This is a genomic window from Pantoea sp. BRR-3P (assembly GCF_039621635.1).
In the GTDB taxonomy this organism is placed as follows: Bacteria; Pseudomonadota; Gammaproteobacteria; order Enterobacterales; family Enterobacteriaceae; genus Pantoea; species Pantoea floridensis.
Genome location: NZ_CP155066.1, coordinates 938560 through 963668, shown reverse-complemented (window position 1 = coordinate 963668; position 25109 = coordinate 938560). Strand labels below are relative to the sequence as shown.

Sequence of the window (25109 nt, the reverse complement as noted above, 5' to 3'; positions counted from 1 at the left end):
TGACATATTCATTTATGATCAGGAGTTAGTATGCCCTTTAGCGTTATTCCTCCCTACATGCTGCGCAATATCATTGATAACTGCACCGGTGCGCAGCAAGACTACGCGCGCCGCACTCTAACGCACGTGCAACAACTGATGGGTGAACATAACCATCAAGCCCCCAGCGTCGCCATTGCCAAACCAGGCATCGTACAGCGCGCGATTTACGACGCCGAAGGCACGCAAAATCTACCGGGTACGTTAATCCGCGCAGAGGGTCAGCCGGAAAACGGTGATGTCGCTGCCCAGGAAGCCTGGGATTATCTTGGCATTACCTACGATTTCTTCTGGCAAACCTACCAACGCAATTCACTGGACAATAAAGGCCTGAAGCTTGATGGCACCGTGCATTACGGTAAGGAGTACCAGAACGCCTTTTGGAACGGTCAACAGATGGTATTTGGCGACGGTGATGGCCAGATATTTAATCGCTTCACCATCGCACTGGATGTGGTGGCCCACGAGCTTACGCACGGCGTAACGGAAACCGAAGCCGGACTGATTTACTTCCAGCAGGCTGGCGCCCTGAATGAATCAATGTCGGATGTGTTTGGCTCGCTGGTGAAGCAGTTCCATCTCAAGCAGAGCGCCGATCAAGCTGACTGGATTATCGGCGAAGGATTGCTGGCACAGGGCGTTAATGGTCGCGGGCTACGCTCGATGTCGTCACCTGGCACCGCTTATGACGACCCGGTGTTAGGCAAAGATCCGCAGCCGGCCGATATGCAACACTACATCGAAACGCGCGACGACAACGGTGGCGTGCATTTGAATTCCGGTATTCCCAATCGGGCATTTTATCTGGCGGCAAAAGCGCTGGGTGGCTTTGCGTGGGAAATCGCCGGGCAGACCTGGTACGACACGTTGTGCGATAAAACCCTGCCGCAGGATGCTGATTTCAGCACCTTTGCGCGCTTTACCGTGCAGCACGCCAATCAACAGTTTAATCAATCAGTGGCGGAAAAAATTCAATCCGCCTGGCAGCAGGTGGGCGTAACGTGGACATCCAACTGACCGACGACGCCATCATCGAGCTGGCACGTGAAGGCGGTATCGCCTTTATTCCCAAGCTGCGCGGTGAGCGGCGCTTTGCGTTGTCAGAATTGCCTGAACCGCAAAAGCAGCGCGTCTGCCAGGTATTGGAACAGGCCATGCCGCTCGGCGAACCAGAGGATCAGGCTGCCAATCTGGGGCACGGAGACCAGCGTTACTATCGCATTCAAATCACCTATGCCACCCACCGTGAGGCCAGAACATTAGTGATGTTAATTCCCGAGCAGCTGGCGCCACCCGAGCTGCAATCGCTGTGGCGCGACGGCGAATAAGTTATAAGATATCTCTCAAGGAAAGACATAACTTATTGACTATACTCATTATGTGGCTAGCTAGTCCACGTCGAAGAAAACACCCTTAGATGAGGTCTCTGCTATGACACAAAAAAAGCAACGAGGTGGTGCCGGGAACTTTGCAGAGGACCCGGAGCGCGCCAGGGAAGCAGGTAGCGCTGGCGGCAAAGTCAGCGGGGGTAATTTCAGAAACGATCCTGAAAGAGCCAGGGAAGCTGGAAGAAAAGGAGGTCAAAAAAGCCGCCGCCCTTCTAAGCAGCAGTGAATAAGGTACCTTGAGGGATAAAGTGCGCTAAGGATGGTAAAAAAAAGGCCGGCATCATGATGTCGGCCTTTCTCATAGTGGAACTTATTTGCTGTCTGGCAGCGCGTAAGCAATCACGTAATCACCACGATCTGGCGATTGACGTGCGCCACCTGCGGAGATCAGGATGTACTGTTTGCCGGTTTTTGGCGAAACATAGCTGATTGGACCGCCTTGGCTGCCCACTGGCAGACGTGCTTTCCACACTTCTTTACCGGTTGAGCTATCGAAAGCGCGCAGATAGTAATCCTGCGTACCGGCGATAAATACCAGGCCGCCCTGCGTGGCCAGCGTGCCGCCTAAGGTCGGCATACCAATTGGCATTTTCGCGCGCATTTTGATGCCGAACGGACCGGTATCTTCTACGGTACCAACTGGCACCTGCCAAACGATTTGGCGCGTTTTCATGTCAATCGCCGACAGTGTACCGAACGGCGGTGCCTGGCAAGGAATACCCAGCGGAGACATAAAGCGGTTTTTATTCACCGCGTAAGGCGTGCCTTTCAGCGGAACCGCACCCATACCGGTGTTGATCGCTTCACCACCGTTGCTGGCAGCCGTTTTGCTGGTGTCCTGCGGGATCATCTGTACCCACAGGCCCAAACGCATATCGTTGACGAACATGTACTGATTGTTCGGATCAAACGAAATACCGCCCCAGTTCATACCGCCCAGGGAACCAGGGAAGCTGAGGGATTTATCGGTATCTGGCACGGTGAACAGCCCATCGTAACGCATGCCTTTAAAGGCAATACGGCACACCAGCTGGTCGAACGGCGTTGCGCCCCACATGTCAGACTCGGCCAGCTTCTGGTTACCAATGCCCGGCATCTCCACTGAGTGCGGCTGGGTTTTGGTGTACTGCTCGTTCGGGATATGGCCCTGCGGCATCGGTTGCTCTTCAACTTTCGTTAAAGGCTTGCCGGTCAGGCGATCCAGCACCCAAATCATGCCGGTTTTGGCGCCGATGACCACGGCTGGCTTATTGGTGCCATCCTTCATCGGGAAGTCGACCAGGCTCGGCTGCATTGGCAGATCGAAATCCCACAGATCGTTATGTACGGTCTGATAAACCCACTTCTGCTTACCGGTGGTTGCATCCAGCGCCAGGATGGATGCGCCGTAAGTGTGATCCAGTTTGGTACGGTTCGCCCCCCACAGATCCACTGACGAACTACCCATCGGCAGGAACACGGTGTTCATCGCCGGATCGTAAGACATCGGCGCCCACGAGTTTGGTGTGCTGCGGGTGTAATCTTTGCCCGGCATCAGGACCGCATTAGGATCGTCGTTGCCTGGGTCAAACGCCCAACGCATCTGGCCAGTGATCACGTCAAAACCACGCAGCACGCCGCCAGGCATGTCGGTTTGGACATTATCCGCGACGCGACCACCCACTACTACCGTGGTTCCGGCCATCGCAGGAGGCGACGTCAGCTGATATTGCGGATCGGGCGCGTTGCCCAGACCGATTTTCAAATCAACCACACCGTGCGTACCAAAGCTGTCACACAGCTCACCGTTGTCGGCGTTGATAGCAATCAGGCGCGCATCAATGGTATTCATCAGAATACGACGCTGGCAGGTATCGCCTGCGGGCAGCACGGCGGCCGTGACCGGCGTTGAACCCGGCTGGCTTGGCTGCTGCAAGGGTTTAGTCGCATCGAAGTAGGCTAAACCACGGCAGCGGTTCCACACTTCAGCCTGCGCGTTGATTTCACGTTTCCAAATTTGCTTACCGCTATCAGCGGCTACCGCAATCACGTTGTTGTGTGGAGTGCAAAGATACAGCGTGTTGCCAATCTGCAGCGGAGTTTGCTGATCTTCCGCACCGTTGCCCGTTGGGCTGATCGGCGTATCGCCCGTATGGAACGTCCAGGCAACCTGCAGATCTTTCACATTATCGCGGGTAATCTGATCGATGGCTGCGAAACGGTCGCCACCCGGCGTACGGCCGTAGCTGCTCCAGTCCTGTTGCGGTTTTGATTTATCCACCGGAATCAGCGGCAGCTCTTTGCCATCAAACGCCACGGTAGGATGCGGCTGGAACATCTGCACGAAAGTCACCACCATGCCAACCGCGATAACCGCGGACAGTACATAGGAGACTTTCGCCAGAGAGTTTTTGCCTTCACGCTTACGCAGGGCTGGCCAGGTGATGAATGCCAGCAGCATCAAGCCAGCCGGAACCATCAGACGTGATACCAGCGGCCAGAAATGCCAACCAGCATCAAACAGTGACCAAATCAACGTACCGGCAAACACCAGAATAAACAGCGTGACGGCGGATGATTTGCGACGGAAGAACTGGACGGCCGACAGCAGCATCACAATACCGGCGATGAGGAAGTACCAGCTGCCGCCCAGCGCCACCAACTTGCCACCGCCGATAGCGAAGAACAAGCCGATTGCAACCAGGACCAGGCCTAACAGTACAGACCAGATGCTCAGCCCTTTGCCGGGACGAGCGGAATTTTCTGCCATAACAAAAACTCTCCTGAAAAAATAACGCGCTGGTGCCGGTAAGCCTGTGGCAGCCGGTATTGGCTCCTGCCGAGGCGGGAGACAAGAACATACCTTTACGCTTTATTTTATATCTATTGGTACGGGAGCAAGGCCCGTGATTCGTCGCTTGTGAGCGAGGACACAACGCAGATGAGAGTGATTCTCGCCCCAAGGCGGCAGGATTGTACCACCTGGTACATTAAAAAGTGAACATCCATAACGCGGTAGTTACTGGTTAATAGCATTTTTGCTACAAACCGGGTCGTAACCTATTAATAAATAGACCGGCGTTGAAAGACATTTCTTAGGAGGCAGGCAGATCAGGCACAAACTCCACGCGTTTTTTCGAGATTAAACCGTCGCCATGCTGACAAAAATAGTCCACGGCGCCGCAGGCTTTCAGCACCTGTAAGGGTTGATGGCAATCAGGACATAAGGCGATGTGTTCGAAATGACGTTCACAGCTTGAGCAGTTAAATCCGGTTTCATCGTGGGTCAGCGGCTGCTGGCAGATTGGGCATGGAGAATTCATAGATCATCCTCTGTATTTGGCGGTTGGTCACCATAAATGGCGCCCTACGTTTAAAGCGCTCGGTTTTCGTAGGGTTCGCATTCATGCGCACCTGCATAAAAAAAGGGCCCTGCTGGGCCCTTCTCATTTTAACGCTTGTTTTTCTTCAGATGCGACATCAAACGCTGACGTTTACGCTGCTGCGTTGGCGTCAACAGGTTGCGTTTGCCCGCGTACGGGTTATCGCCTTCTTTGAACTGAATGCGAATTGGCGTGCCCATCACGTTGAGTGAACGACGGAAGTAGTTCATCAGGTAACGCTTATAAGAATCCGCGAGATCCTTCACCTGGTTACCGTGGATCACCACGATTGGCGGGTTATAACCACCGGCGTGCGCATATTTCAGCTTCACGCGGCGGCCTCGCACCAGCGGTGGCTGATGATCGTCGGCTGCCATGGTCATGATACGCGTCAACATTGCCGTGCCCACACGCTTGGTGGAGCAGTCGTAGGCTTCAGTCACGGATTCGAACAGGTTACCCACGCCGCTGCCGTGGAGAGCTGAAATAAAGTGGATGCGCGCAAAATCGATAAAGCCCAGACGGAAGTCCAGCTGCTCTTTGACTTCATCTCGCGCTTCCTGCGTCATGCCGTCCCACTTGTTGACCACAATCACCAGTGAGCGCCCACTATTCAGGATGAAGCCAAGCAGCGACAGATCCTGATCGGAAATTCCGGCACGCGCATCAATCACCAGCATCACCACGTTAGCGTCTTCAATTGCTTGCAGCGTTTTGATCACAGAGAATTTTTCTACCGTCTCGGTAATTTTACCGCGCTTACGGACGCCAGCCGTATCAATCAGAATATACTCGCGCTCGTCACGTTCCATCGGAATGTAGATGCTGTCGCGCGTGGTGCCCGGCATGTCGTAGACCACAACGCGGTCCTCACCAAGAATACGGTTGGTGAGCGTTGACTTACCTACGTTTGGACGACCAACGATAGCCAGTTTGATCGGCAGTGTAGTTGGGTCGAAATCTTCTTCTTCCTCTTCCTCCAGCGCCTTCTCGCCATCTTCTTCTAATGCGGCCCAATAGGCGGCGTTCTGTTCTTCTTCCGTGAGTTCCACTTCTGGAACGATTTCGTCCATCCACGGCAGCAAGGCGGTTTCCAGCAGGCTATTCACGCCGCGGCCATGCGACGCTGCAATCGGGTGAATTTCACCTAAGCCCAGCGCATAGAAATCCAGCACTGCCGCTTCAGGATCAATTCCATCCGTTTTGTTGGCGACGACAAAGGTCGCTTTCTCGCGTGCACGCAGATGATTGGCGATTTGCTGATCCGCCGGCATGACGCCCGCGCGCGCATCAACCATAAACAGCACCACATCGGCTTCTTCAATCGCCAGCAGCGACTGTTCCGCCATGCGGTTTTCAACGCCTTCCTCGGTGCCATCAATACCGCCGGTATCAATAACAATGAATTCGCGCCCTTCCACTTCGGCGCGACCATATTTGCGATCGCGAGTCAGTCCAGGAAAATCCGCTACCAGCGCATCACGTGTGCGTGTTAAACGGTTAAATAGCGTAGATTTTCCCACATTGGGACGCCCAACCAGCGCGACCACAGGTACCATAAGACTTGCCTCAGTTTTTTAAATAATTCGCCCGAATGGCGTGATTATAACGATATTTGACGCCAGACGTCAGGCTGAAGGCGCAAAGAATACCATGCCTGACTAAAAACGAAACGGCCCCTGACGAATCAGGAGCCGTTTAAGCGAGCGGAAAATGGATTCCCGCAGAGCCAAATCCTTAACGGGTAATGGCGTAAACCTCACCGCCTTTCGCCTGGATTAGCAGCTTGTCACCGGCAACAACCGGTTCAGTCTGGAAGCCATCGCTATCCAGTTTCTGCTGCGCCACGAAGCGTCCGTCAAGCGTGTTGATCCAGTGCAGATAACCTTCGCTGTCACCCACCACCAGATAACCGTTGAACAGCACGGGCGAAGTCAGGTTGCGATGCAACAGGTCGCTTTGACGCCAGATAGCCACGCCACCGTCAGCATTAAGCGCAATCACACGGTCATCTTGATCGACCAGATAGATACGTCCCGCATCGACCACCATGTCTTTCACGCCACCAATCTCACGTTTCCACAAGATCTGACCGGAACGCAGTTCCAGCGCGGTAAGGTTGCCATTATAGGCCAGCGCATATACCACACCGTTAACCACGACAGGCGTGGTATCGACATCACTCAGACGATCGATTTCAGTGGCGCCACTTGGCTGAGAAATACGTTGCTGCCAGATCAGTTGGCCCTGATTGAGAATGACTGCACTCACACGGCCGTTATCACCGCCAACGATCGCGCCGCCGAAGGCAACAGTAGGTGCAGATTCACCGCGCAGCGACAGCGCAGGCATATCGAGGTTTACGCTCCACTTGATCGCGCCAGTGCTCTGATCAAGTCCCTGCAACATACCGTTGCTGGTGTGAATCAGAATCAGACCATCGCTCACAACCGGACGCGACAACGCTTCACCGGCGACTTTGGTCTGCCAGGCAATGCCACCGTCGCTGGTATTCAGCGCAAATACCTGACCACGTTCGCTACCGATATAGATGCGGTCGCCGTTGGCGGTTACGCCACCCGAGAGCAGTGCAGAGATGTTTTTAGAGAAGAAGCCGGTTTTCTCAGAGAGATTAACCTTCCATTTCGCTTTGCCATTGCTGGCATCAAGCGCTTTAACCACGCCAAAACGATCCGCGGCATACACGGTGCCATCTAGCCAGGCTGGATGCAGATTGGAATAGAAATCACCCACGCCATCGCCGACAGACGTGCTCCACGCCGTTTGCGGCGTAAACTGGTTTTCTACCTTTGGCAGCGGGGCCATTTTCACTACATCTTCTTCGCCGCTGAACAGCGAGCAACCGCTGAGCAGAGTGACTGAAATCAGCCCTGGCAGCAGGTATTTACGTAATTCCATGTGCGCTCTCTTGACTGGCTTAACTTAAGTTATTCATCTTCATCTGCAGCATTTGCTTCAGCGCAGGAGAGGCCTGCGATTCAGCACCTTTGCTCCAGGCATCACGTGCGCCCTGCTTATCGCCTTTGCTCAGCAGTGCTTCTCCGCGAATATCCGCCACAATGGCTGTCCAGCCATCACCCTTGACATTGTTAAGGGTAGAAAGGGCGGCATCGGCCTGACTTTGCTGCAATTGAATGCGTGCCAGACGCAGGTTAATTACCGCCTGCAGGTTGGCATCTTTGGTATCTTTCAGCCCACTCTGTAACAGAGCGATTGCTTTGTCTAACTGATTGGCTTCAACGTACTGCTTAGCCAGATCCAGCGATGCCAGCGCACCGTAGGTGTTGTTATTTTCGCTGGCGAATTTGGCTACCGCGTCCAGCGTTTGCGGCTTGTCAGCCTGCATCGCGCTGGTCAACTGCTGGTACTCTGTTGATGCCGCTTTATCGGTTCCTTCCTGATGGCTGGACCAAAAACGCCAGCCACCCAGCGCAGCGATACCGATGATCACGCCAACGGCCAGGAATTTGCCATTGTTGGCAAAGAACTGACGCAGCGCGTCAACTTGTTCGTTTTCGTTGCTGTAAACTTCCACGCAATCCCTCTCTTTAAAATGGCTGTTGCAGTGCTGCGATTACTGCAGCAGCGTGCGCAACGTCGCAGCGGCGTCGCTCTGAGCCAGCGTCTGTTGATCGCCGGTACGCAAGTCTTTAACTACCACCTGGCCCGCTTTCACTTCATCTTCGCCCAGCACCAGTGCAATGCGTGCGCCCCACTTGTCTGCACGGGCAAACTGCTTCTTGAAGTTACCGCCACCAAAGTTGGTCATCAACTTCAGCGCCGGCTCGGCATCACGCAGTTTTTCCGCCAGTTGCATCGCGGCGGACTGAACGCCCTGCCCCGAAGCGATAACATAGACATCAACAATGCGCGTCGGTTCAAATTCTGGATTAACCGCCTGCACCAACAACACCAAACGTTCCAGGCCCATGGCAAATCCGACGGCTGGCGTGGCTCGGCCACCCAACTGTTCGACCAGGCCATCATAACGTCCACCAGCGCATACGGTACCTTGCGAGCCAAGACTGCTGGTGACCCACTCGAATACCGTACGGTTGTAGTAATCGAGGCCGCGCACTAAACGCTGATTGACGCGATATTTGATGCCGGCGTCGTCCAGCAGCGCGCACAGGCCGCTGAAATGCTCACGTGAGTCTTGATCAAGGAATTCACCGAGCGTCGGTGCATCGTTGAGCAGTGTCTGAATATCAGGATTCTTACTGTCGAGTACGCGCAGCGGATTGGTATACATGCGGCGCTTACAATCTTCGTCCAGTGCTTCTTTATGCTGCTCAAGGAACGCTACCAGCGCATTACGGTAGTCAGCGCGCGCCTCCAGCGAACCGATAGAGTTCAGTTCCAGCTCAACGTGATCGGCTATTCCCAGCGCTTTCCACCAGCGAGCGGTCATCATGATCAGTTCGGCATCGATATCCGGGCCCTGCAGACCAAAAACTTCCGCACCAATTTGATGGAACTGGCGATAGCGACCTTTCTGTGGGCGTTCATAGCGGAACATAGGGCCAACGTACCACAGGCGTTGTTCCTGATTGTACAGCAGACCGTGCTCGATACCGGCGCGCACGCAACCTGCGGTGCCTTCCGGACGCAGCGTCAGGCTTTCACCGTTGCGGTCTTCAAAGGTGTACATCTCTTTCTCAACCACGTCGGTGACTTCACCGATTGCACGGCTGAACAACGGGGTGTGCTCAACGATTGGCAGACGGATTTCACTGAAACCATAGCTGGCCAGCACCTGCTTCAGGGTGCCTTCAATACGCTGCCAAATCGCGGTATCCGCCGGCAGGTAATCGTTCATCCCGCGAATCGCTTGAATATTCTTCGCCACGTTAGAATCTCTTTAAGACAAAAAAACCTGAGCGGCATCATACCTTATGAGGATGAAACCGCACAGGTTCAATCACAAACTGGTACGCGATGCGCGCGTACCTTGGTTATTTTTCCAGCTGCTGTACGTTGATACGACGGCTTTCATCCAGCATGGAAGCTTTAGCACGAATACGCGCTTCCAGCTGATCGATCATGTCATCGTTATCGAGGCGATCGCGCTGTCGCACGCCATCTTCGTAGAAGCCACTTTTCTTGGCTCCGCCGGTTACGCCGAGGGTAGAAACCGTGGCTTCGCCCGGACCATTCACCACACAACCGATGATCGAAATATCCATTGGCGTGATGATGTCCTCCAAACGTTCTTCCAGCGCATTCACTGTGCCAATAACATCAAACTCCTGACGTGAACAGGTTGGGCAGGCGATAAAGTTGATGCCGCGCGAGCGGATACGCAGGGATTTGAGGATGTCATAGCCCACTTTTACTTCTTCAACTGGATCGGCTGCCAGTGATATACGCAGCGTATCACCGATGCCTTCGGCCAGCAGTAGGCCTAAGCCAATCGCCGACTTCACCGAACCGGCGCGTGCGCCACCCGCTTCGGTAATACCGAGGTGCAGCGGCTGATCGATGGCTTTCGCCAGCAGGCGGTAGGATTCAACGGCGAGGAAGACGTCCGAGGCTTTGACGCTCACTTTAAACTGATCAAAGTTGAGGCGATCGAGATGATCCACATGGCGCATAGCGGATTCGAGCAGCGCCTGCGGCGTTGGCTCACCGTACTTTTCCTGCAGATCTTTTTCCAGCGAACCGGCATTAACGCCGATACGAATGGGGATGTTGTAATGGCGCGCACAATCCACCACCTGGCGGATACGCTCATTGTTACCAATATTGCCCGGGTTGATACGCAGGCAATCCACGCCATACTCGGCGACTTTAAGCGCAATGCGATAGTCAAAGTGAATGTCCGCTACCAGCGGCACGTTGACCTGTTGCTTAATCAGTTTGAAGGCTTCAGCCGCATCCATGGTCGGAACGGAAACGCGGACAATATCCACCCCGACGCGCTCGAGCTGGCGAATCTGGTTGACGGTCGCGTCCACATCGGTGGTGCGGGTGTTAGTCATTGACTGAACGGCGATGGGCGCACCATCGCCAACTGGCACCTTGCCGACGTAAATCCGTGTTGATTTGCGACGGATAATGGGTGCTTCGTTATGCATATTCTCTCTCCACAATTCCCCGGAAAGCGCGCTGCGCGTTATTGCGCACCCAGCGTCAGACGGGCAACCTGGTTATTACGGATAAAACGACTTAAATCAACGGGCTGATTCTGATATTGCACGTCAACCGCACTCGGTGCGCCAATTTTCAGACGATACGGAGCCGTACCAGACAAACTCAGTTTACCGCCGCTACGTTGTAAACCGCTGAACAATTTCTTGCCGGTTGCATCGCTCACTTCCAGCCAGCAATCTGCCTTGAAGTTCATCACTACGGTATTCGGATCGCCTGCCGGCTGGCTGACTGCCGCATTAGCGGTAGGCATTTGGCCGGCCGGAACGCTGTTAGCAGGAGCCGGAGACGTGGCCGCTGGCGGCGCATTATCAATCGGTGCCTGGCTTGGTGAAACCACGGCGTTATCGCTACCGTTGGTTTGCGCAGTATTGCTCGCAGCAGGCGCGCTGCTCGCGGTGTTGCTTTCAGGCGTTGCGACGGCACCCGCACCGTTATCGACTGGCGTACCGGCTGCATTGGTATCCGCATCGGTATTGCTGTCGGTGCTGTTATCACCCAGTGGAATGGATTGGCTGTTGTCGCCGCTGCCATTTTGGTCGGCCATCGACACCAGATCCGCCTGTGACGCTTTATGGTTCTGCCACCACCACGCACCGGTTAAACCCACTACGACAAAAATCACCAACCAGGTGAAGATCATCAGCCAGCCATCGCGCTTTTTACGACGCTTACCCAATGAGAAGCTCTGCATTGGCTCGATCTTAGCGGCACGCACCGGAGCCTGTTTTGCCATCATCGGCAGCAGGTCATCTTCCGGCACATGCACCAATCGGGCATAGGAGCGAATGTAGCCGCGCAGGAAGGTAGAAGCTAAATCAGCGGGTGATTTATCCTCTTCAATATCACGCACGGTAGTAAGTTTCAGGCACAGGCGTTCAGCGACGTTTTGCTGGGTCAGCCCCATTTGCTCACGGGCCAGACGCAGGCGTTCACCTGTGGAATGTACTGCAGAATTCTCTTGAGTGGCTTCAGTATTCATTAGCTAAATAACGCTGGTACTGTATCGATTGTGGAAAACTTCGCGCCAACCGGTCGCCATAACGTGTAACGTCAGCAGCGTTTCCCTGTTGCGCGGCGAAACGTATCTGTAACCATGTGCTCTCTGCCGTTGCAGGCAAATGCTGATGGTACACTTCTAAAAGCAGCGGAACCGACGTATGTTCCGGCTGTTCAAGCCGCCTTTCCACTTCCCTTAGCAGTTGATTGCCCTGCTCCGGTGCGGCATCCAGCGCGTAACCTAACTGCTCGCGCGCTGCGGCACTCTCATCAGCTTGCAGGTAACAATAGCCCGAAAACAGAAAAGCATCCTGACGAGCGTCGATCTCCTGCGCGGTAATTGCCAGCTTAAACTGTTGATGCGCTTCGTCATACTGCCTTAAACCGCAGAGAAACGCACCGTAATTGTTAGCCACATAACCATTCAGCGGCGCTAATTGCTGCGCCCGTTGATAGTGCCAACGTGTTTGCGCGCTATTCTGCTGCGCCTGCGCCACCCGAGCCAGGGCCAGCGAGACACGATAATCATCCGGTGCTGCCTGCTGAGCACGCAATAAATTACGCTGTGCTGCGGCATAATCCTTCACCGCCAGGTAGTGCAATCCGAGCTGCAGGCGGATATCCGCTGCACTCTGCTGTACAGGATGATTGACACAACCGGTTACAACAAAACCAGCCAGAATCGCTGCGGGTAATCCGTTACGCATTTCAGTCTCTCCCTAAAAAGTGTGCGGAGAGACTGACACGAGTTACGCCCGGTGAGTATCACCAGGCGCTGGCTTTCAGAGCGCCTTCACAGAGATGGCTTCACCCGCCATTTTCTTACGCAATGTCCGCTTGGTGCGGTCAATCACATCGCCCGCCAGCTGACCGCAGGCGGCATCGATATCATCACCACGGGTTTTACGTACGATAGTGGTGAAACCGTAATCCATCAGCACTTTAGAGAAGCGATCGATACGGCTGTTAGAGCTGCGGCCATAGGGCGCGCCTGGGAACGGGTTCCAGGGAATCAGGTTGATTTTGCACGGCGTCTCTTTCAATAACGCTGCCAGCTCATGGGCATTGTCGGTGCTATCGTTAACGTGATCCAACATCACATACTCGATCGTCACACGGCCCTGATTGGCGTTAGACTTGCCGATGTAGCGTTTTACCGCCGCGAGGAAAGTCTCGATGTTGTACTTTTTGTTGATCGGCACGATTTCATCACGAATGGCATCATTCGGCGCGTGCAGTGAGATTGCCAGCGCTACGTCGATCATATCGCCCAGCTTATCCAGCGCCGGCACCACGCCTGACGTTGACAGCGTCACGCGACGTTTTGACAAACCGAAACCGAAGTCATCCAGCATGATATCCATCGCCGGTACCACGTTGTTCAGATTGAGCAGCGGTTCGCCCATGCCCATCATTACCACGTTGGTAATGGGGCGCTGACCGGTGATTTTCGCCGCACCGATAATTTTGGCGGCGCGCCACACCTGGCCGATAATCTCAGACACGCGCAGATTGCGGTTAAAGCCCTGCTGCGCCGTCGAACAGAATTTGCACTCTAGCGCACATCCCACCTGCGAGGAGACGCACAAAGTGGCGCGGTCAGCTTCCGGGATATACACGGTTTCCACCAGCTGATCGCCTACGCGAATCGCCCATTTAATGGTGCCATCGCTGGAACGCATCTCTTCCGCCACTTCCGGCGCACGAATTTCAGCGCGCTGCATCAGTTTGCCACGCAGCACTTTGTTGATGTCGGTCATCTGCTCGAAATCATCGCAGCAGTAGTGGTACATCCACTTCATAACCTGATCGGCACGGAATGGCTTTTCGCCCATTTCAAGAAAGAATTCGCGCATCTGCTGACGGTTAAGATCCAGCAGGTTAATTTTTTCGTTTTTTGGGGAAACAACCACGGGGGAAGCGGACGACGGCGTCACAATCTGTTCGGACATAATGTTCTCTGGCCTCGTTGTTACACGTTACGGCTCTGGTTAATAGTAGGAAAAAAACAGCGCCCTCGCTGAGTCGGACTCAACAAGGGCGCATAATTGTACTACATCTGCTGCATGATGCCAGGGGAACCGTTTCACAGATGTTGAACAGCTGTAAACGCGCGTGTCCGCTTAGGCATCAACGCGACTTAGCGAGTGCGTGGGCAGACTTCGTTTTCTGCGAAGAAGTACGCGATTTCGCGTGCTGCAGATTCAGCAGAGTCAGAACCGTGGGTTGCGTTCTCGGTGAAGCTGTCTGCGTAGTCAGCACGCAGAGTGCCTGCCAGCGCGTTGTCTGGGTTAGTTGCACCCATCAGATCGCGGTGACGCTGAACGGCGTTTTCGCCTTCCAGCACAGAAACCACAACTGGACCAGAAGTCATAAATTCAACCAGACCATCGAAGAATGGACGACCTTTGTGCTCAGCGTAGAAGCCTTCAGCCTGCTCTTTGGTCAGGTGCAGCATTTTTGCGCCAACGATTTTGAAGCCCGCGCTTTCAAAACGGTTATAAATTGCACCAATCACGTTCTTAGCGACGGCGTTTGGTTTCACGATTGAGAAAGTACGTTCGATTGCCATGTTGACCTCTAGTTAGCATCCTGAAGAATCCGGGAGTCCGCTCCCGGTAAGAAAACGCGCCGATTATAGGGATATCGTTGGGCGTTGCCTATTGGCGATTGGTGGAATTATTGAAAATAATTGATTTTTGTCGGGGCGCGCAGGCAAAAAATATGCCATATCGCTCTACTTAACCGCGAGTGAATACCACCGATGACAGCTGCCCGGCTTCATCCATCACCACTAATTGATAGTTGCCCGGTTGGTCCAGCACTAACGCCGCACTATTTTTCCCGGCATCCCGCTCCAGCGGCTCTCCATTCAAAAACCACCAGCGCTCGGTACCTTGCCCGCCCTGAACGGCGACCGGCATTACCAGCACTACTTTGCCCGGCAGCGGCTGCACACGCTGGCCGCTGATGACACCGGTGATCACCAGCGGCGGCGCATTACCCTGATTGAGCGGCGGACAGGCGGGATCGATGGGCGGTAAACGCTGCGTACGCCGCTCTGCAATCGGCAGCCATGGCTCAAGCGGCAATGGCCACATTACACGCTCGCGGCTTTGCGCGTCTGGACAATCGGCCGCCACCCGCAAACCGTGGCTATTCTGCCAGTAGCGCTGAAGCAAGCCATTGACGCTTTCCTGGCCCGGCGCCAGCAGCGTCGGCGGCACGGTTTGATTCAGTACCCAACTTTGACGGCGCTGACGGCAATTTTCGTCGCCTAATGGCAACGGCTGTCCGCCGGGCCAGCAAATGCTCATTGCGCTGACAGAAGCTGGACGAGGATCGCGTGGCACGCTCACCGCCCCGTGTCCGGCCAGCAGATGATTGACCTGATTCATCACTGGCACTGCCGAAGCAAATCCAAACTGTCCTGCGACCGGCGTGGCATCCGGCCGTCCCACCCACACGCCAATCAAATAGCGCGGCGTGATACCTATGGTCCACGCATCGCGATAGCCGTAACTGGTGCCGGTTTTCCACGCCAGCGGCGTAACATCGGCGACTGCGCCGCTGGCCGGCGGTTGCGCTGCACCCGCCAGAATTCGCCGTACAATCCATGCGGCACCTGGCGACAACAGCCGCCTTTCTTGCAACGGCTGTGTCGTCAGCCAGCGAAGCTGCGCCGCGTTACCGTGTCGGGCAAAAGCGCTGTAGGCCGCCACAATGTCATCCATCCGCGCACCGGTACCGCCAAGGATCAGCGACAGATTAGGTTCTGCTCCGGCCGGGAAGCGTAGGTTTAGCCCCACATTACGCAGTCGTGCAGCGACCGTTTTCGGCCCCAGGGCATCCAAAAGCTGCACCGCTGGCAGATTCAGCGATCGCTCCAGCGCTTCACTGGCGCTTACTGGCCCATGGAAGCCCGAATCAAAGTTGCCAGGACGATAGTCGCCAAAGCGGCGCGGTACATCCTGCAACAGTGATTCGCCATGAATCAGCCCCTCATCCAGTGCCATGCCATAAACAAAGGGTTTTAGCACCGAGCCCGGCGATCGCACGCTGGCTATCATGTCCACATGACCAAAGCGGCTGTCGTCAGTGAAATCCGCCGATCCCACATAGCCCCGCACCTTCATGCTCTGGTGATCCACCACCAGCAGCGCCAGCGAGGTGCGCGGCGGCAGGTTGCTTTTTAGCGACGCCGCCAGATTTTCCAGCTCGCGCTGGAGCGACAGATCAATTGTGGAGGTAATTTTGTTGTCGGGTGATAGCGACAATAAGCGCCGAGCCAGCAGCGGCGCACGTTGTGGCATCTGGCGCGGCGGTAGCCAAACGGCTTCTTGTTTGATTTCGGCGACATCTTGCATCGACCAGACGTGATACTCAGCCAGCCGATCCAGCACTTTATTGCGTGCCGCTGCGGCGCGCTGCGGCCAGCGGTCCGGACGTAAGCGGCTCGGCGCCTGTGGCAGCACCGCAAGCAGCGCGGCTTCACCTTTGGTAAGCTGTGACGGCGGCTTTCCCAGCCAAATCCAGCTCGCCGCGCCAACGCCTTCCACCGTGCCGCCGAAAGGCGCGCGATTAAGATAGAGCGTGAGAATATCGCGTTTGGAGAGATGATATTCCAGCTGCAGCGCACGCCACGCCTGCACCACTTTACCGCGCACGGTGCGCGGCTGTGGATCGATAAGTCGTGCTACCTGCATGGTGATAGTGCTGCCACCGGAAACCACCCCGCGGTGCAACACGTTTTGCCCAATGGCGCGAACAATCGCCAGTGGGTTAATGCCGGGATGGCGCCAGAACCAGCGATCTTCGTAGGTGAGCAGCGCCTCGATGTAGGCGGGTGACACCTCATCAAGAGTGACCGGGTAGCGCCATATGCCTTGCGGGTCTGCAAAGCGCCACAGCGGCGTGCCATCTTCTGCCACCACCACGCGCGCCGGTTGTACTTCACGCAGCGGCAATGGCATGAGGCGATCCAGCAGCCACAGCGCAGCCACCAGCAGCAGTAAACAAAGCGGCAGCCAGCGCCACCGCTTTGAGCGGTTCCTCCTACCCATCAACACTTATCGCACATTGATTTTTTCAGGCGTCGTACCAATCGCGCGCCACTCAGGCACATACATCGACTCCACCTGCGGCGGCGGCAGGCGATAGCTGCCCGGCGTGACCGCACGCGCCAGATACAGCAGCGTGCCCGGCGTGTAGCCGTCGAGCGCCAGCGCGGCGACAAAGCGATCGTCACGGAACTCGATATGTTTAATATTGGCCTGCTGCATATCCATCATGCTCTCTTTCAGCGCATCGGCGCTGTCGCCCAAGCTGGCGCTGCTGTCGCTCAGGTTCTGGTTTTCCAGCTCGAGTCCGGCAGGCAGCAGATCCACCACCAGCGCATCGCTGACCCGCTCGCTGGCCGCAACCTTCAATCGCACCACCAGCAGTTCGCCACTTTTCAGGTTGGTGAGGTCGGCTGGCTTACCGTCCAGTGAAAAGTATTCCCGGCTGATGTTCAGCACATTACTCATTGGCGCCGGTGCGTTGCGCGGATAGCCCACCACATTCAGCGTGCCATAAAGTGGCGACGCGTTGTCGCTTTTTACCGACACGCCTTCTCGCAGCTGATCTTCAGTCATGCCGATATTCAGTGGCTGATTGCTACTCAGCGGTTGCGCGTTGCCTTGCAGTGTCGCCTGCCAGTTTTCACCTTTGTGCTGCTGCAAGGTGCGAGCGGCAAGGAACAACGCATTGTTTTCCTGGGTGGAGAACCAACGTTGCCCATGAACGGCTTTCGCCAGCTCGATCAGCAGCGGACCTTGCATCTCCGGCAGCAGTTGGTTTTCGGCGAGTAGCGACAGAATCAGCGCGCGATCGCGCACCGGGCTGCCGTAATCGCCAAGCCAGCTGTTCGGCTTACGTTCAAGACCAATACCTTGCGCCAGCGCCAGCTGTGCGCGTTGCTGATCGCCCATCATTTTCAGCGCCACGCCAAGCTGCACCATTGCCAGCCCGGATTTGGCCTGCTCACGCTTTTCATACAGTGCGCGCAATGCGCCAAGTGGAGCCTGTTGCTGGCGGGCCAGCACCAATCCAGCATAGGCCTGCACGCTGAAACGTAAACCATCGGCATCGCTGCTCCAGCTGGTTTCGATCTGCGCCGGGTCCTGCAGGTAGCGCAGCAAGCGTTCATCGGCGCGGCTGATCACGCCATCCGGAACGCTGTAGCCCGCTTCGCTGGCGCGCAACAAGAAATCGGTGACGTAAGCGGTCAGCCAAAACTCTTCCTGACTCTCTTTGCTCCACAGGCCAAAGCTCCCGTTGCCACGCTGCATGCCAGCCAGACGCGCGATGCCGGTATCAATTGACGCGCGGCGCGCCTCATCGCTACTGGTTTTAATGCCCATCGCTGTCAGCTGCGCATGGTTGGTGAACACCGAGGGCCAAATGCCGCTGGCGGTCTGCTCCAGACAGCCGTAAGGATAGGCATACAGCGAGCTGATGAAGCTGGCGATATTCAGCGGTGGACGGTTGCTGAGTGACAGTTGTCCGCTCAGGGTATCCTGCTGTAGTCCATTAAAAGCACTCGCCATCACCTGCCAGTTCTGGCCGGTTTGCATCACGTTATCGAAGCTCAGCGTTTGCGCCGGATAAGCCGGGCGTACGCCAATTTTCCAACTGCGCTCACTCGCTGCCAGGGTTTCGCCCGGCAAACTCATGCCGGATACGTTGACCTGCACATTGCCTTCGCCAAAGCCGCCCTGCGCTTTCACCGGGATCTGCAGCGTGGTGCGTGCGCCTTTCGCTAGCTGCACGCTGGCGGGGATCTGGCCGTTAAGAGCAACCAGGCCGCTGGCGCTGACGTTAATTTTTAGCGTTTGCGCTTGATCGGTGAGATTGGTGAGATCCAGTGCCAGCGTGGATTGATCGCCGCTGGCAAGGAAGCGCGGCGTCGCCAGTTCGCTGATCAACGGTGCGGCAACCACCAGCTTGCGATCGGCAGCGCCAAAGCTATCGTCGCTCCAGGCCTGTGCCATTAAACGCAGCTCACCATTAAAAGCCGGGATCGGCAGTTCCAGCGTGCCTTCACCGTTGGCATCCAGCGTCACCGGCTGCAGCTGTTGTGCGATGATCTGCACGTCGGTAATCGGCTTTTTACCGCCGCGCGAAAGCGCGTCCGCCTCGTCGCCGTCACCGCCAAAGCGCAGCGCGGCCAGCTTGCCGCCGCCTTCAATTAGCTGACCAAATACATCGTATTGATCGGCGTTATAGCGCTTACGACCAAAGAAGGCGTCCCATGGGTTGGGGGTTTTGTAATCGGTGATGTTAAGCACGCCGCTGTCTACAGCAGACAGCAATACCTGAACCTGCTTCGGCAATGCGCCACCTTCACGGCTGGCTTTTACCTTCACTTTTAAGGTCTGCTCAGGGCGGATTTTATCCGGCGCGTCCAACGCTAAGCTGAGGCGGCGCGCTTCAGTGGCCATCGGCAGATGCAACAAGCCGACCGCACGTTTCGGCGTAACGCCGCTGGCTTTGTCGCCGTCACGGACTACGATGGCGCTGAGATAGAGATCGTGTCGCTGCCAGCTGTCGCTAATCGGCACATCAATGGTTGCGCCGCCCGCCGGAACATCCAACGGTTGCCACCACAGCGTGCCGCTGCTGGATTCCACCATCAGATAGCCTTTACCGGCGGCGGGTGATTCAACCTGCACATGCGCGGTGTCGCCCGCTTGATAGGCGGTTTTATCAATCTTCAGTTTGACCTGATCCGGACGCAGCGCGCCGGTGCCGTTGGTGTTGTCCTGCCAGCCATATCCGGCCTGGAACCGTACGCTGCTGATGATGTTGTCACCGGCATGTACTTCCAGACGATAGCTGCCCCACTCCACCGGGAAACTCACTTTCTGACTGCCGCCAGCGGGAAGAGTGATGCGCTGCTGCTCTTCCTGCAGATCTTTTTGATCGTAGCGCGATTGCCAACCTTCGCTGTCGGAGAAGCTCCAGTAATAGTCGCGGCGTTCGTGGATCAAGCGTACATCCAGATCCTGCGCCGCCAGTTTTTCACCCTGCGCATTTGCGTATACCACATCGAACTCGGCGAGGCTGTTTTCCGCCACCGTGGGCTCATCGTGATAGCGATCGGTACGATAGTCATATACCGATTCACTGTTAAACAGCGGACGAATCCCCGGCAGCGCAGGCGCGGGCCAGATTGCCTGGGTAGCGCGACGCGTCACCGGACGGCCGCCGGTTTCCAGCAGGCTGGCTTGCAGAATCAGGTTGAGCGGCGAATGGCTCTCCTTCCAGCTGCTCTCAACCTTAAGCTGCAGCTTTCCGCTCTCATCCAACTTCTCGTCTACGTCATCCAGCGTACGTTTCACATCTTCGGTGATGTCACCAAACTGATAACCCGGCAGCGCCGCAACCGCGTCACGCGCTGGGCGCAGGAACAGTTGCCCTTGTAGTTCATTGCCAGCAGCAGGCGCACCGTATAGATAGCGCCCGTCCACATCAAAGGTAACGTCTGCAGCCGGATTGAGCGGCTGGGCGTTGTTACTCAGCGCCAGCGCCATGCGCTCGGGTAGGAAATCTTCGACGTGGAACGGCCAGCTACGCGGCTGGTTGTCACCGCTGTTAATGCGCAGTGTCCATTCACCGGTCATGGCTGAGGGAGGTAACGCGAAGCGATGTTGATAAACGCCGTTGTCCGCCTGCCAGACGAAGGTTTGCGATACTTCACCATTCGGCTGCACCACTTCGGCTTTCACCGGCTGCGGCGGCAAAGGTTTACCATCAGCATCACGCAGTAGCGCATTGACGATCACCGTTTCACCGGGACGATAGAGATCGCGCGGGCCAAAGATGAAGAACTGTTTGTCATAGCCTTGCGGGCCATCAATCGGGAACTCCGCCAGATCCAGCGCGGGTCGAGCGAGATCGATCAGCGAAGTTTGGCCTTTTTGTGTTGCCAGTAGCAACTTGCCTTTGGCATGCGCGGGTAAACGCAAATGGCCGTTGCGGTCGCTGGTGCCGCTCGCCAGCTGCTTGCCCTTTTCATCCAGCAACTGCACGCTGACGTCATCAAGCGGTGCGCCATTAACCAGACTTTGGGCAAACAGCTCCAACTGATCAGGGAATTGGTGCAGCGACAGACCGATGTCGCTCAGGGTAAACAGTGTCGCCGGTTGCGTGTAGCTGTAAGTTCCAGCCTGTTTCATCACCGCCAGATACACGCCCGGCTGTTTTAGCGCCTCGACACCGCCCAGCGGCAGCTGCATTTTTTCGCGCGTGTTACGCGCCGGATTAAGATCGAAACGCCCGCTATAGACCAGATCGGCGTTTTTGAGCAGATCGCGTGATTCCCAGTACGAGATGTTATTGCCGTAATTCCACTGAGCGAGGAAATCCGCCAGCGTGGCCTTCTTCACGCGGAAGAAATCCACGTCGACGTTGTTCACATTCAGTGCCAGCACCGGTAATCCCTGTGTCAGGCGCAGCGGCAGCAGCGAACCGCGGCTGGCAAAACCCACCATCGGCTGGATATCACGCGTGGTCAGGGTCTGGCTAAAGGGCGCAGATAACGTGCTGCCATCGATCGCTTTGAGGCCAGCATCGACATTGACGGTCAATTTGCGAGAGGGTTCAGGATGGCGAAAACGTAGCGCTTTACCGTTTTGCGCCAGCTCCCAGCCGCCATCAACTTTGCCACTTTTGTCATCGATAATTTGCACGCGTGCCGCGAAATCCTGCTGGCTATCGAGCGGCGCGTTAAAGGTCAACACCAGCGCTGCGGCACCGTCGAGTTGCAGTTCGGAGAGATCGATAACGGAGAGTGATTTCTGCGTTGCTGTTGCGGCTGCAGTTTCCGCCGCGTAGAGCGTCGATGCTGTGCCGCCCACTAGTACACCACCGATCAGCATGCTGAGCAGCAACCGGTTAGAAGGTTTTGCCATGGTAAATCCCTCACCACTCTCAAGTTAAGAAAACGTAATGTTGCGCAATTTCACATCAACCCGCCAACTTTAGCAATCATGCCCTTGAGATAGCGTTCACATTCCCGGAGACTGGTCTTTTCCCGTTTGCTGAGAAGAGGTTGCTATGACAGCCATATTTGTGTCCGCCGATTGGTTGAAAGAACATTACAACGAGGAAACGTTGCAGGTTATTGACGCCCGCATGTTGCCACCCGGCCAGGAAGCCGTAAGGGATCTGAAGGCTGAATATCTTGCCGGCCATTTACCGAATGCACCGTTCTTCGATATCGAAGCGCTTTCAGATCATACCAGCCCCTATCCGCATATGATGCCGCGCGCCGAAGCCTTTGCGGTAGCAATGCGCGAGCTGGGCATCAGCCGGGATAAACATCTGGTGGTGTATGACGAAGGCAACCTGTTCTCCGCGCCGCGCGCGTGGTGGATGCTGCGCGCCTTCGGTTGTGAAAACGTGTCAATTCTCGCCGCGGGATTACAGGGCTGGAAGGCCGCCGGTTTCGAATTAGCCAGCGGGCCGGTTACTCTGCCAGAAGCGGAATTTGAGGCGACCTATGACAGTACGCAGGTAAAACGTCTGACCGACGTGCTGCTGATTAGCCATGAAGGCGGCGCACAGATTGTGGATGCGCGCGCGGCTAACCGTTTTAACGCCGAAGTAGATGAGCCGCGTCCAGGGCTGCTGCGCGGTCATATACCTCATAGCCTCAACGTGCCGTGGAACAGTTTGGTGGCGAACGGTGAACTGAAACCGGCGGCAGAACTGCGCGATTTGTTTGAAAAAGCAGGCGTGAAGCTGGATCAGCCGGTGATTGCCAGCTGTGGTTCCGGTGTGACGGCGGTGGTGGTGATTTTGGCGCTGACCTCACTTGGCGTACGCGATGTGACGCTGTACGACGGTTCGTGGGGGGAATGGGGCAGCCGCGACGATTTACCGATTGAGAAGTGATGATCAGGTCGCCATGAATGGCGCCCCTACATCTAAGGTGCGCATTCATGCGCACCAGGCAATACATCAAATAATCCGCTGGCTGCCTTTGAAATCGCGCAGGAAACTGCCCCAGCGACGCTCGTAAAAAGGCGTAATGTGGGCAGTAAAGAAATGGCTGACGCCGCGATCTTCACTCACCACTTCACAGATATCAATCGGTGCATCGTCGGCGAGCGTATCGGTTGCCACCCCGCCCGCTGCCTGAATAATCTCATCAATATCGCTATCCGCTTCGATGCCAATCAATAGATTCGGCTCTTCCGCTGCGCTTTCACGAATGCTGGCAACGTAAGCACGGCGCACCTGCTTATACTTGGCAAACAGCTGCGTCAGCGAATCAATCATCTGCGCCGGTGGCTCTGCCACTTCGGAGAGCAGCAGCGCTTGTCCGCCTTCCAGCACGGTTTGCTGACTCAGCGCACTGCCCTCTTCACTCAGCAAATGGGCAATTTCGCCCGGCGAAAACTCTTTGCCGGCAGGCAGTTTCGCATTGAGAAACAGCGTGTCGCCCTGTGTAATCTCAAACAGCGTACGCACCGGCATGCGCAGATACGGCTGTTCACCTTTGATCGCCTCGCCCATCGCTTCTTCGGAAGTGAAGAACGGGATTACGCTGCCGCCGCCCTCTTTTTCCCAGTGCTGTAACTCAACCGGTGAGGTGGCATCAAACTGTTCGGCAGGACTTTCGCCAGGTACCCAAACATCGGCTTCCAGCAGCAGTTGGAAAAATTCCGGACGGTGCGCAGGCTCAGTGGCGGCCAACTTCAGCACCTCTTCAAGACGGTTACTCATGTAGTCATTTCCAAAAAAAGCAGGCCTGCGCCTGCCGTGATGGGGATTATTTCAGCAATAGATTGGCGACGGTACGCACACCTAAACCGGTTGCACCGGCGGACCACTGATCCACCGCACCTTTGCGATAGGTGGCAGAGCAGTCAATATGCAGCCAGCCCTGCTGGTATTTGCTGACGAAATGCGACAGGAACGCGGCCGCGCTGCTGGCACCCGCCGCGTGTGACGGGCTGGCGATGTTATTCAAGTCGGCAAAGTTCGAAGGCAAATGGCTCCGATGGAATTCCGCCAGCGGCAGACGCCAGAAGGCTTCGTTCTCACCGGTTGCGCTGCCGAGCAGCGATTCGGCCAGCACATCGTCAAAGGTAAATAGCGCGTGGTAATCGTTGCCCAAGGCCGTTTTTGCTGCGCCCGTCAGCGTGGCGGCATCAATCAGCAGCTCTGGATTTTGCTCGCTGGCATCGATCAGGCCATCGGCCAGCACCAGACGGCCTTCCGCATCGGTGTTCATTACTTCAACGGTTTTACCGTTGCGATAGCGGATGATGTCACCCAGACGGAACGCGTTGCCGCTCACCATGTTGTCTGCGCAGCACAGGAACAGTTTCACGCGCTTGTTCAGACCACGCGAAATCGCTAACGCCAGTGCGCCGGTCAGCGTTGCCGCGCCGCCCATGTCGGACTTCATTGAATCCATAAAAGCGCTCTGCTTCAGGCTGTAACCGCCGGTATCAAAAGTAATACCTTTACCCACCAGACACGCATAAACCGGTGCAGCTTCATCGCCGGTTGGGTTGAAATCAAGCGCCAGCAGTACCGGTACGCGCGAGGAACCACGCCCAACGGTGTGGATGCCGGCATATCCCTGCTCGCGCAGATCGTCACCTTTGGTAATGCGGTAGCTCACCGCTTTGCCGCCGACTTCGCTAATCAAATCAACCGCGTTATGCGCCAGCTGCTCGGGGCTGAGATCTTCCGCCGGCAGGTTGATGGTGTCGCGAACCCAATCAACGATCTTCAAACGACGCTCAAATTCAGCTTGATCGGCTTCATTGAATTCCGGCCACTCGACCTGGCGCTTGCCTTTCGGGCTACGATAGCCTTGCCAGAATGCCCAGCATTTTTCCAAATCCCAGCCTTCGCCGTGCAGCGCAACGTGGCGAATGCCCTGACCGTCCAGCTTGCGCCCGGCGCGCTGGATGCTCATCAGCGCGTCGGCGCCAGTCAGGTGAACGGTCATGCCACTTTCGTTGCTGCTCAGCAATGCTTTGTCACCCCAGCGCGCGTCGGCGGCCTGGGAGCTGAGCGTAATTATCATCGGTTGTGTTGTCATCGCGTGGCTCCGTTTGCGTTAGGTGTCACCTTGCGCCAGAAC

19 protein-coding genes are annotated in these 25109 nt (G+C 56.0%); 4 read left to right on the top strand and 15 right to left on the bottom strand.

The genetic code is table 11. The features are described 5' to 3' along the window. The first annotated feature begins 30 nt into the window (after nucleotides 1-30). From AAGR08_RS04385 to AAGR08_RS04375, 3 genes are all read left to right on the top strand, one after another. Nucleotides 31-1056, top strand: a complete 1026-nt coding sequence (locus AAGR08_RS04385; protein ID WP_345828745.1) for a M4 family metallopeptidase — start codon at nucleotides 31-33, stop codon at nucleotides 1054-1056. Next, a complete protein-coding gene (locus tag AAGR08_RS04380; RefSeq protein WP_097096435.1) occupies nucleotides 1041-1367 on the top strand; it encodes a protealysin inhibitor emfourin in 327 nt (108 codons plus the stop codon). Before AAGR08_RS04385 ends, AAGR08_RS04380 begins: the two co-directional genes overlap by 16 nt. Before the next feature lie 103 nt (nucleotides 1368-1470). Beyond that, the gene (locus AAGR08_RS04375; protein WP_045814915.1) at nucleotides 1471-1653 is read left to right on the top strand and encodes a general stress protein; all 183 of its coding nucleotides are present in this window, start codon (nucleotides 1471-1473) and stop codon (nucleotides 1651-1653) included. 84 nt (nucleotides 1654-1737) lie between these two features. Here AAGR08_RS04375 and AAGR08_RS04370 read toward each other — a convergent pair whose 3' ends face one another. The 13 genes from AAGR08_RS04370 to AAGR08_RS04310 form a co-directional block, all read right to left on the bottom strand. Beyond that, a complete protein-coding gene (locus AAGR08_RS04370) occupies nucleotides 1738-4176 on the bottom strand; it encodes a glucose/quinate/shikimate family membrane-bound PQQ-dependent dehydrogenase (RefSeq protein WP_345828744.1) in 2439 nt (812 codons plus the stop codon). A gap of 325 nt (nucleotides 4177-4501) precedes the next feature. Then, nucleotides 4502-4729, bottom strand: coding sequence for a zinc ribbon domain-containing protein (locus AAGR08_RS04365; protein ID WP_097096433.1), 228 nt, complete (start codon nucleotides 4727-4729; stop codon nucleotides 4502-4504). Nucleotides 4730-4857: 128 nt separating this feature from the next. After that, nucleotides 4858-6348 (bottom strand): ribosome biogenesis GTPase Der, encoded by a 1491-nt coding sequence (der, locus tag AAGR08_RS04360; protein ID WP_345828743.1) that lies wholly within the window; start codon nucleotides 6346-6348, stop codon nucleotides 4858-4860. Between the two features lie 178 nt (nucleotides 6349-6526). After that, nucleotides 6527-7708 carry an outer membrane protein assembly factor BamB gene (bamB, locus tag AAGR08_RS04355; RefSeq protein WP_345828742.1) on the bottom strand — a complete coding sequence of 394 codons (1182 nt, stop codon included), beginning with the start codon at nucleotides 7706-7708 and terminating at the stop codon, nucleotides 6527-6529. A gap of 19 nt (nucleotides 7709-7727) precedes the next feature. Next, nucleotides 7728-8345 (bottom strand): YfgM family protein, encoded by a 618-nt coding sequence (locus AAGR08_RS04350; protein ID WP_345828741.1) that lies wholly within the window; start codon nucleotides 8343-8345, stop codon nucleotides 7728-7730. A gap of 39 nt (nucleotides 8346-8384) precedes the next feature. Then, nucleotides 8385-9659: a histidine--tRNA ligase gene (hisS, locus tag AAGR08_RS04345; protein ID WP_097096429.1), complete on the bottom strand. Its 1275-nt coding sequence runs from the start codon at nucleotides 9657-9659 to the stop codon at nucleotides 8385-8387. Nucleotides 9660-9765: 106 nt separating this feature from the next. Beyond that, nucleotides 9766-10887: a flavodoxin-dependent (E)-4-hydroxy-3-methylbut-2-enyl-diphosphate synthase gene (gene ispG / locus AAGR08_RS04340; RefSeq protein WP_097096428.1), complete on the bottom strand. Its 1122-nt coding sequence runs from the start codon at nucleotides 10885-10887 to the stop codon at nucleotides 9766-9768. Nucleotides 10888-10925: 38 nt separating this feature from the next. Next, nucleotides 10926-11942, bottom strand: coding sequence for a cytoskeleton protein RodZ (gene rodZ / locus AAGR08_RS04335; RefSeq protein WP_097096427.1), 1017 nt, complete (start codon nucleotides 11940-11942; stop codon nucleotides 10926-10928). After that, on the bottom strand, nucleotides 11932-12666 hold the full coding sequence (gene pilW / locus AAGR08_RS04330) for a type IV pilus biogenesis/stability protein PilW (protein WP_097096426.1): 735 nt from the start codon (nucleotides 12664-12666) through the stop codon (nucleotides 11932-11934). The genes rodZ and pilW overlap by 11 nt, the downstream gene beginning before the upstream one ends. A 75-nt stretch (nucleotides 12667-12741) precedes the next feature. Then, the gene (locus AAGR08_RS04325) at nucleotides 12742-13911 is read right to left on the bottom strand and encodes a bifunctional tRNA (adenosine(37)-C2)-methyltransferase TrmG/ribosomal RNA large subunit methyltransferase RlmN (RefSeq protein ID WP_097096425.1); all 1170 of its coding nucleotides are present in this window, start codon (nucleotides 13909-13911) and stop codon (nucleotides 12742-12744) included. Between the two features lie 188 nt (nucleotides 13912-14099). Beyond that, nucleotides 14100-14531, bottom strand: coding sequence for a nucleoside-diphosphate kinase (ndk, locus tag AAGR08_RS04320; RefSeq protein ID WP_007884899.1), 432 nt, complete (start codon nucleotides 14529-14531; stop codon nucleotides 14100-14102). Between the two features lie 169 nt (nucleotides 14532-14700). Next, nucleotides 14701-17022, bottom strand: coding sequence for a peptidoglycan glycosyltransferase PbpC (gene pbpC / locus AAGR08_RS04315; protein WP_345828734.1), 2322 nt, complete (start codon nucleotides 17020-17022; stop codon nucleotides 14701-14703). Nucleotides 17023-17028: 6 nt separating this feature from the next. Further along, nucleotides 17029-21915 carry an alpha-2-macroglobulin gene (locus AAGR08_RS04310; RefSeq protein ID WP_345828733.1) on the bottom strand — a complete coding sequence of 1629 codons (4887 nt, stop codon included), beginning with the start codon at nucleotides 21913-21915 and terminating at the stop codon, nucleotides 17029-17031. Between the two features lie 145 nt (nucleotides 21916-22060). Here AAGR08_RS04310 and sseA point away from each other — a divergent pair, with 145 nt between their 5' ends. Then, a complete protein-coding gene (gene sseA, locus AAGR08_RS04305) occupies nucleotides 22061-22900 on the top strand; it encodes a 3-mercaptopyruvate sulfurtransferase (RefSeq protein WP_097096423.1) in 840 nt (279 codons plus the stop codon). A gap of 66 nt (nucleotides 22901-22966) precedes the next feature. Here sseA and sseB read toward each other — a convergent pair whose 3' ends face one another. Together sseB and pepB are read right to left on the bottom strand one after the other, a co-directional pair. Further along, the gene (gene sseB, locus AAGR08_RS04300) at nucleotides 22967-23734 is read right to left on the bottom strand and encodes an enhanced serine sensitivity protein SseB (RefSeq protein ID WP_097096422.1); all 768 of its coding nucleotides are present in this window, start codon (nucleotides 23732-23734) and stop codon (nucleotides 22967-22969) included. Nucleotides 23735-23780: 46 nt separating this feature from the next. Further along, nucleotides 23781-25067, bottom strand: a complete 1287-nt coding sequence (gene pepB / locus AAGR08_RS04295) for an aminopeptidase PepB (protein ID WP_097096421.1) — start codon at nucleotides 25065-25067, stop codon at nucleotides 23781-23783. Nucleotides 25068-25109 lie beyond the last annotated feature (42 nt).

Coding starts and splice junctions, on each gene's coding strand:
- AAGR08_RS04310 (WP_345828733.1), bottom strand. CDS start 21,915: ATGGCAAAACCTTCTAACCGGTTGCTGCTCAGCATGCTGATCGGTGGT.
- pepB (WP_097096421.1), bottom strand. CDS start 25,067: ATGACAACACAACCGATGATAATTACGCTCAGCTCCCAGGCCGCCGAC.
- pilW (WP_097096426.1), bottom strand. CDS start 12,666: ATGCGTAACGGATTACCCGCAGCGATTCTGGCTGGTTTTGTTGTAACC.
- AAGR08_RS04370 (WP_345828744.1), bottom strand. CDS start 4,176: ATGGCAGAAAATTCCGCTCGTCCCGGCAAAGGGCTGAGCATCTGGTCT.
- pbpC (WP_345828734.1), bottom strand. CDS start 17,022: ATGGGTAGGAGGAACCGCTCAAAGCGGTGGCGCTGGCTGCCGCTTTGT.
- sseB (WP_097096422.1), bottom strand. CDS start 23,734: ATGAGTAACCGTCTTGAAGAGGTGCTGAAGTTGGCCGCCACTGAGCCT.
- rodZ (WP_097096427.1), bottom strand. CDS start 11,942: ATGAATACTGAAGCCACTCAAGAGAATTCTGCAGTACATTCCACAGGT.
- ndk (WP_007884899.1), bottom strand. CDS start 14,531: ATGGCAATCGAACGTACTTTCTCAATCGTGAAACCAAACGCCGTCGCT.
- der (WP_345828743.1), bottom strand. CDS start 6,348: ATGGTACCTGTGGTCGCGCTGGTTGGGCGTCCCAATGTGGGAAAATCT.
- AAGR08_RS04325 (WP_097096425.1), bottom strand. CDS start 13,911: ATGTCCGAACAGATTGTGACGCCGTCGTCCGCTTCCCCCGTGGTTGTT.
- AAGR08_RS04375 (WP_045814915.1), top strand. CDS start 1,471: ATGACACAAAAAAAGCAACGAGGTGGTGCCGGGAACTTTGCAGAGGAC.
- AAGR08_RS04365 (WP_097096433.1), bottom strand. CDS start 4,729: ATGAATTCTCCATGCCCAATCTGCCAGCAGCCGCTGACCCACGATGAA.
- sseA (WP_097096423.1), top strand. CDS start 22,061: ATGACAGCCATATTTGTGTCCGCCGATTGGTTGAAAGAACATTACAAC.
- ispG (WP_097096428.1), bottom strand. CDS start 10,887: ATGCATAACGAAGCACCCATTATCCGTCGCAAATCAACACGGATTTAC.
- AAGR08_RS04385 (WP_345828745.1), top strand. CDS start 31: ATGCCCTTTAGCGTTATTCCTCCCTACATGCTGCGCAATATCATTGAT.
- bamB (WP_345828742.1), bottom strand. CDS start 7,708: ATGGAATTACGTAAATACCTGCTGCCAGGGCTGATTTCAGTCACTCTG.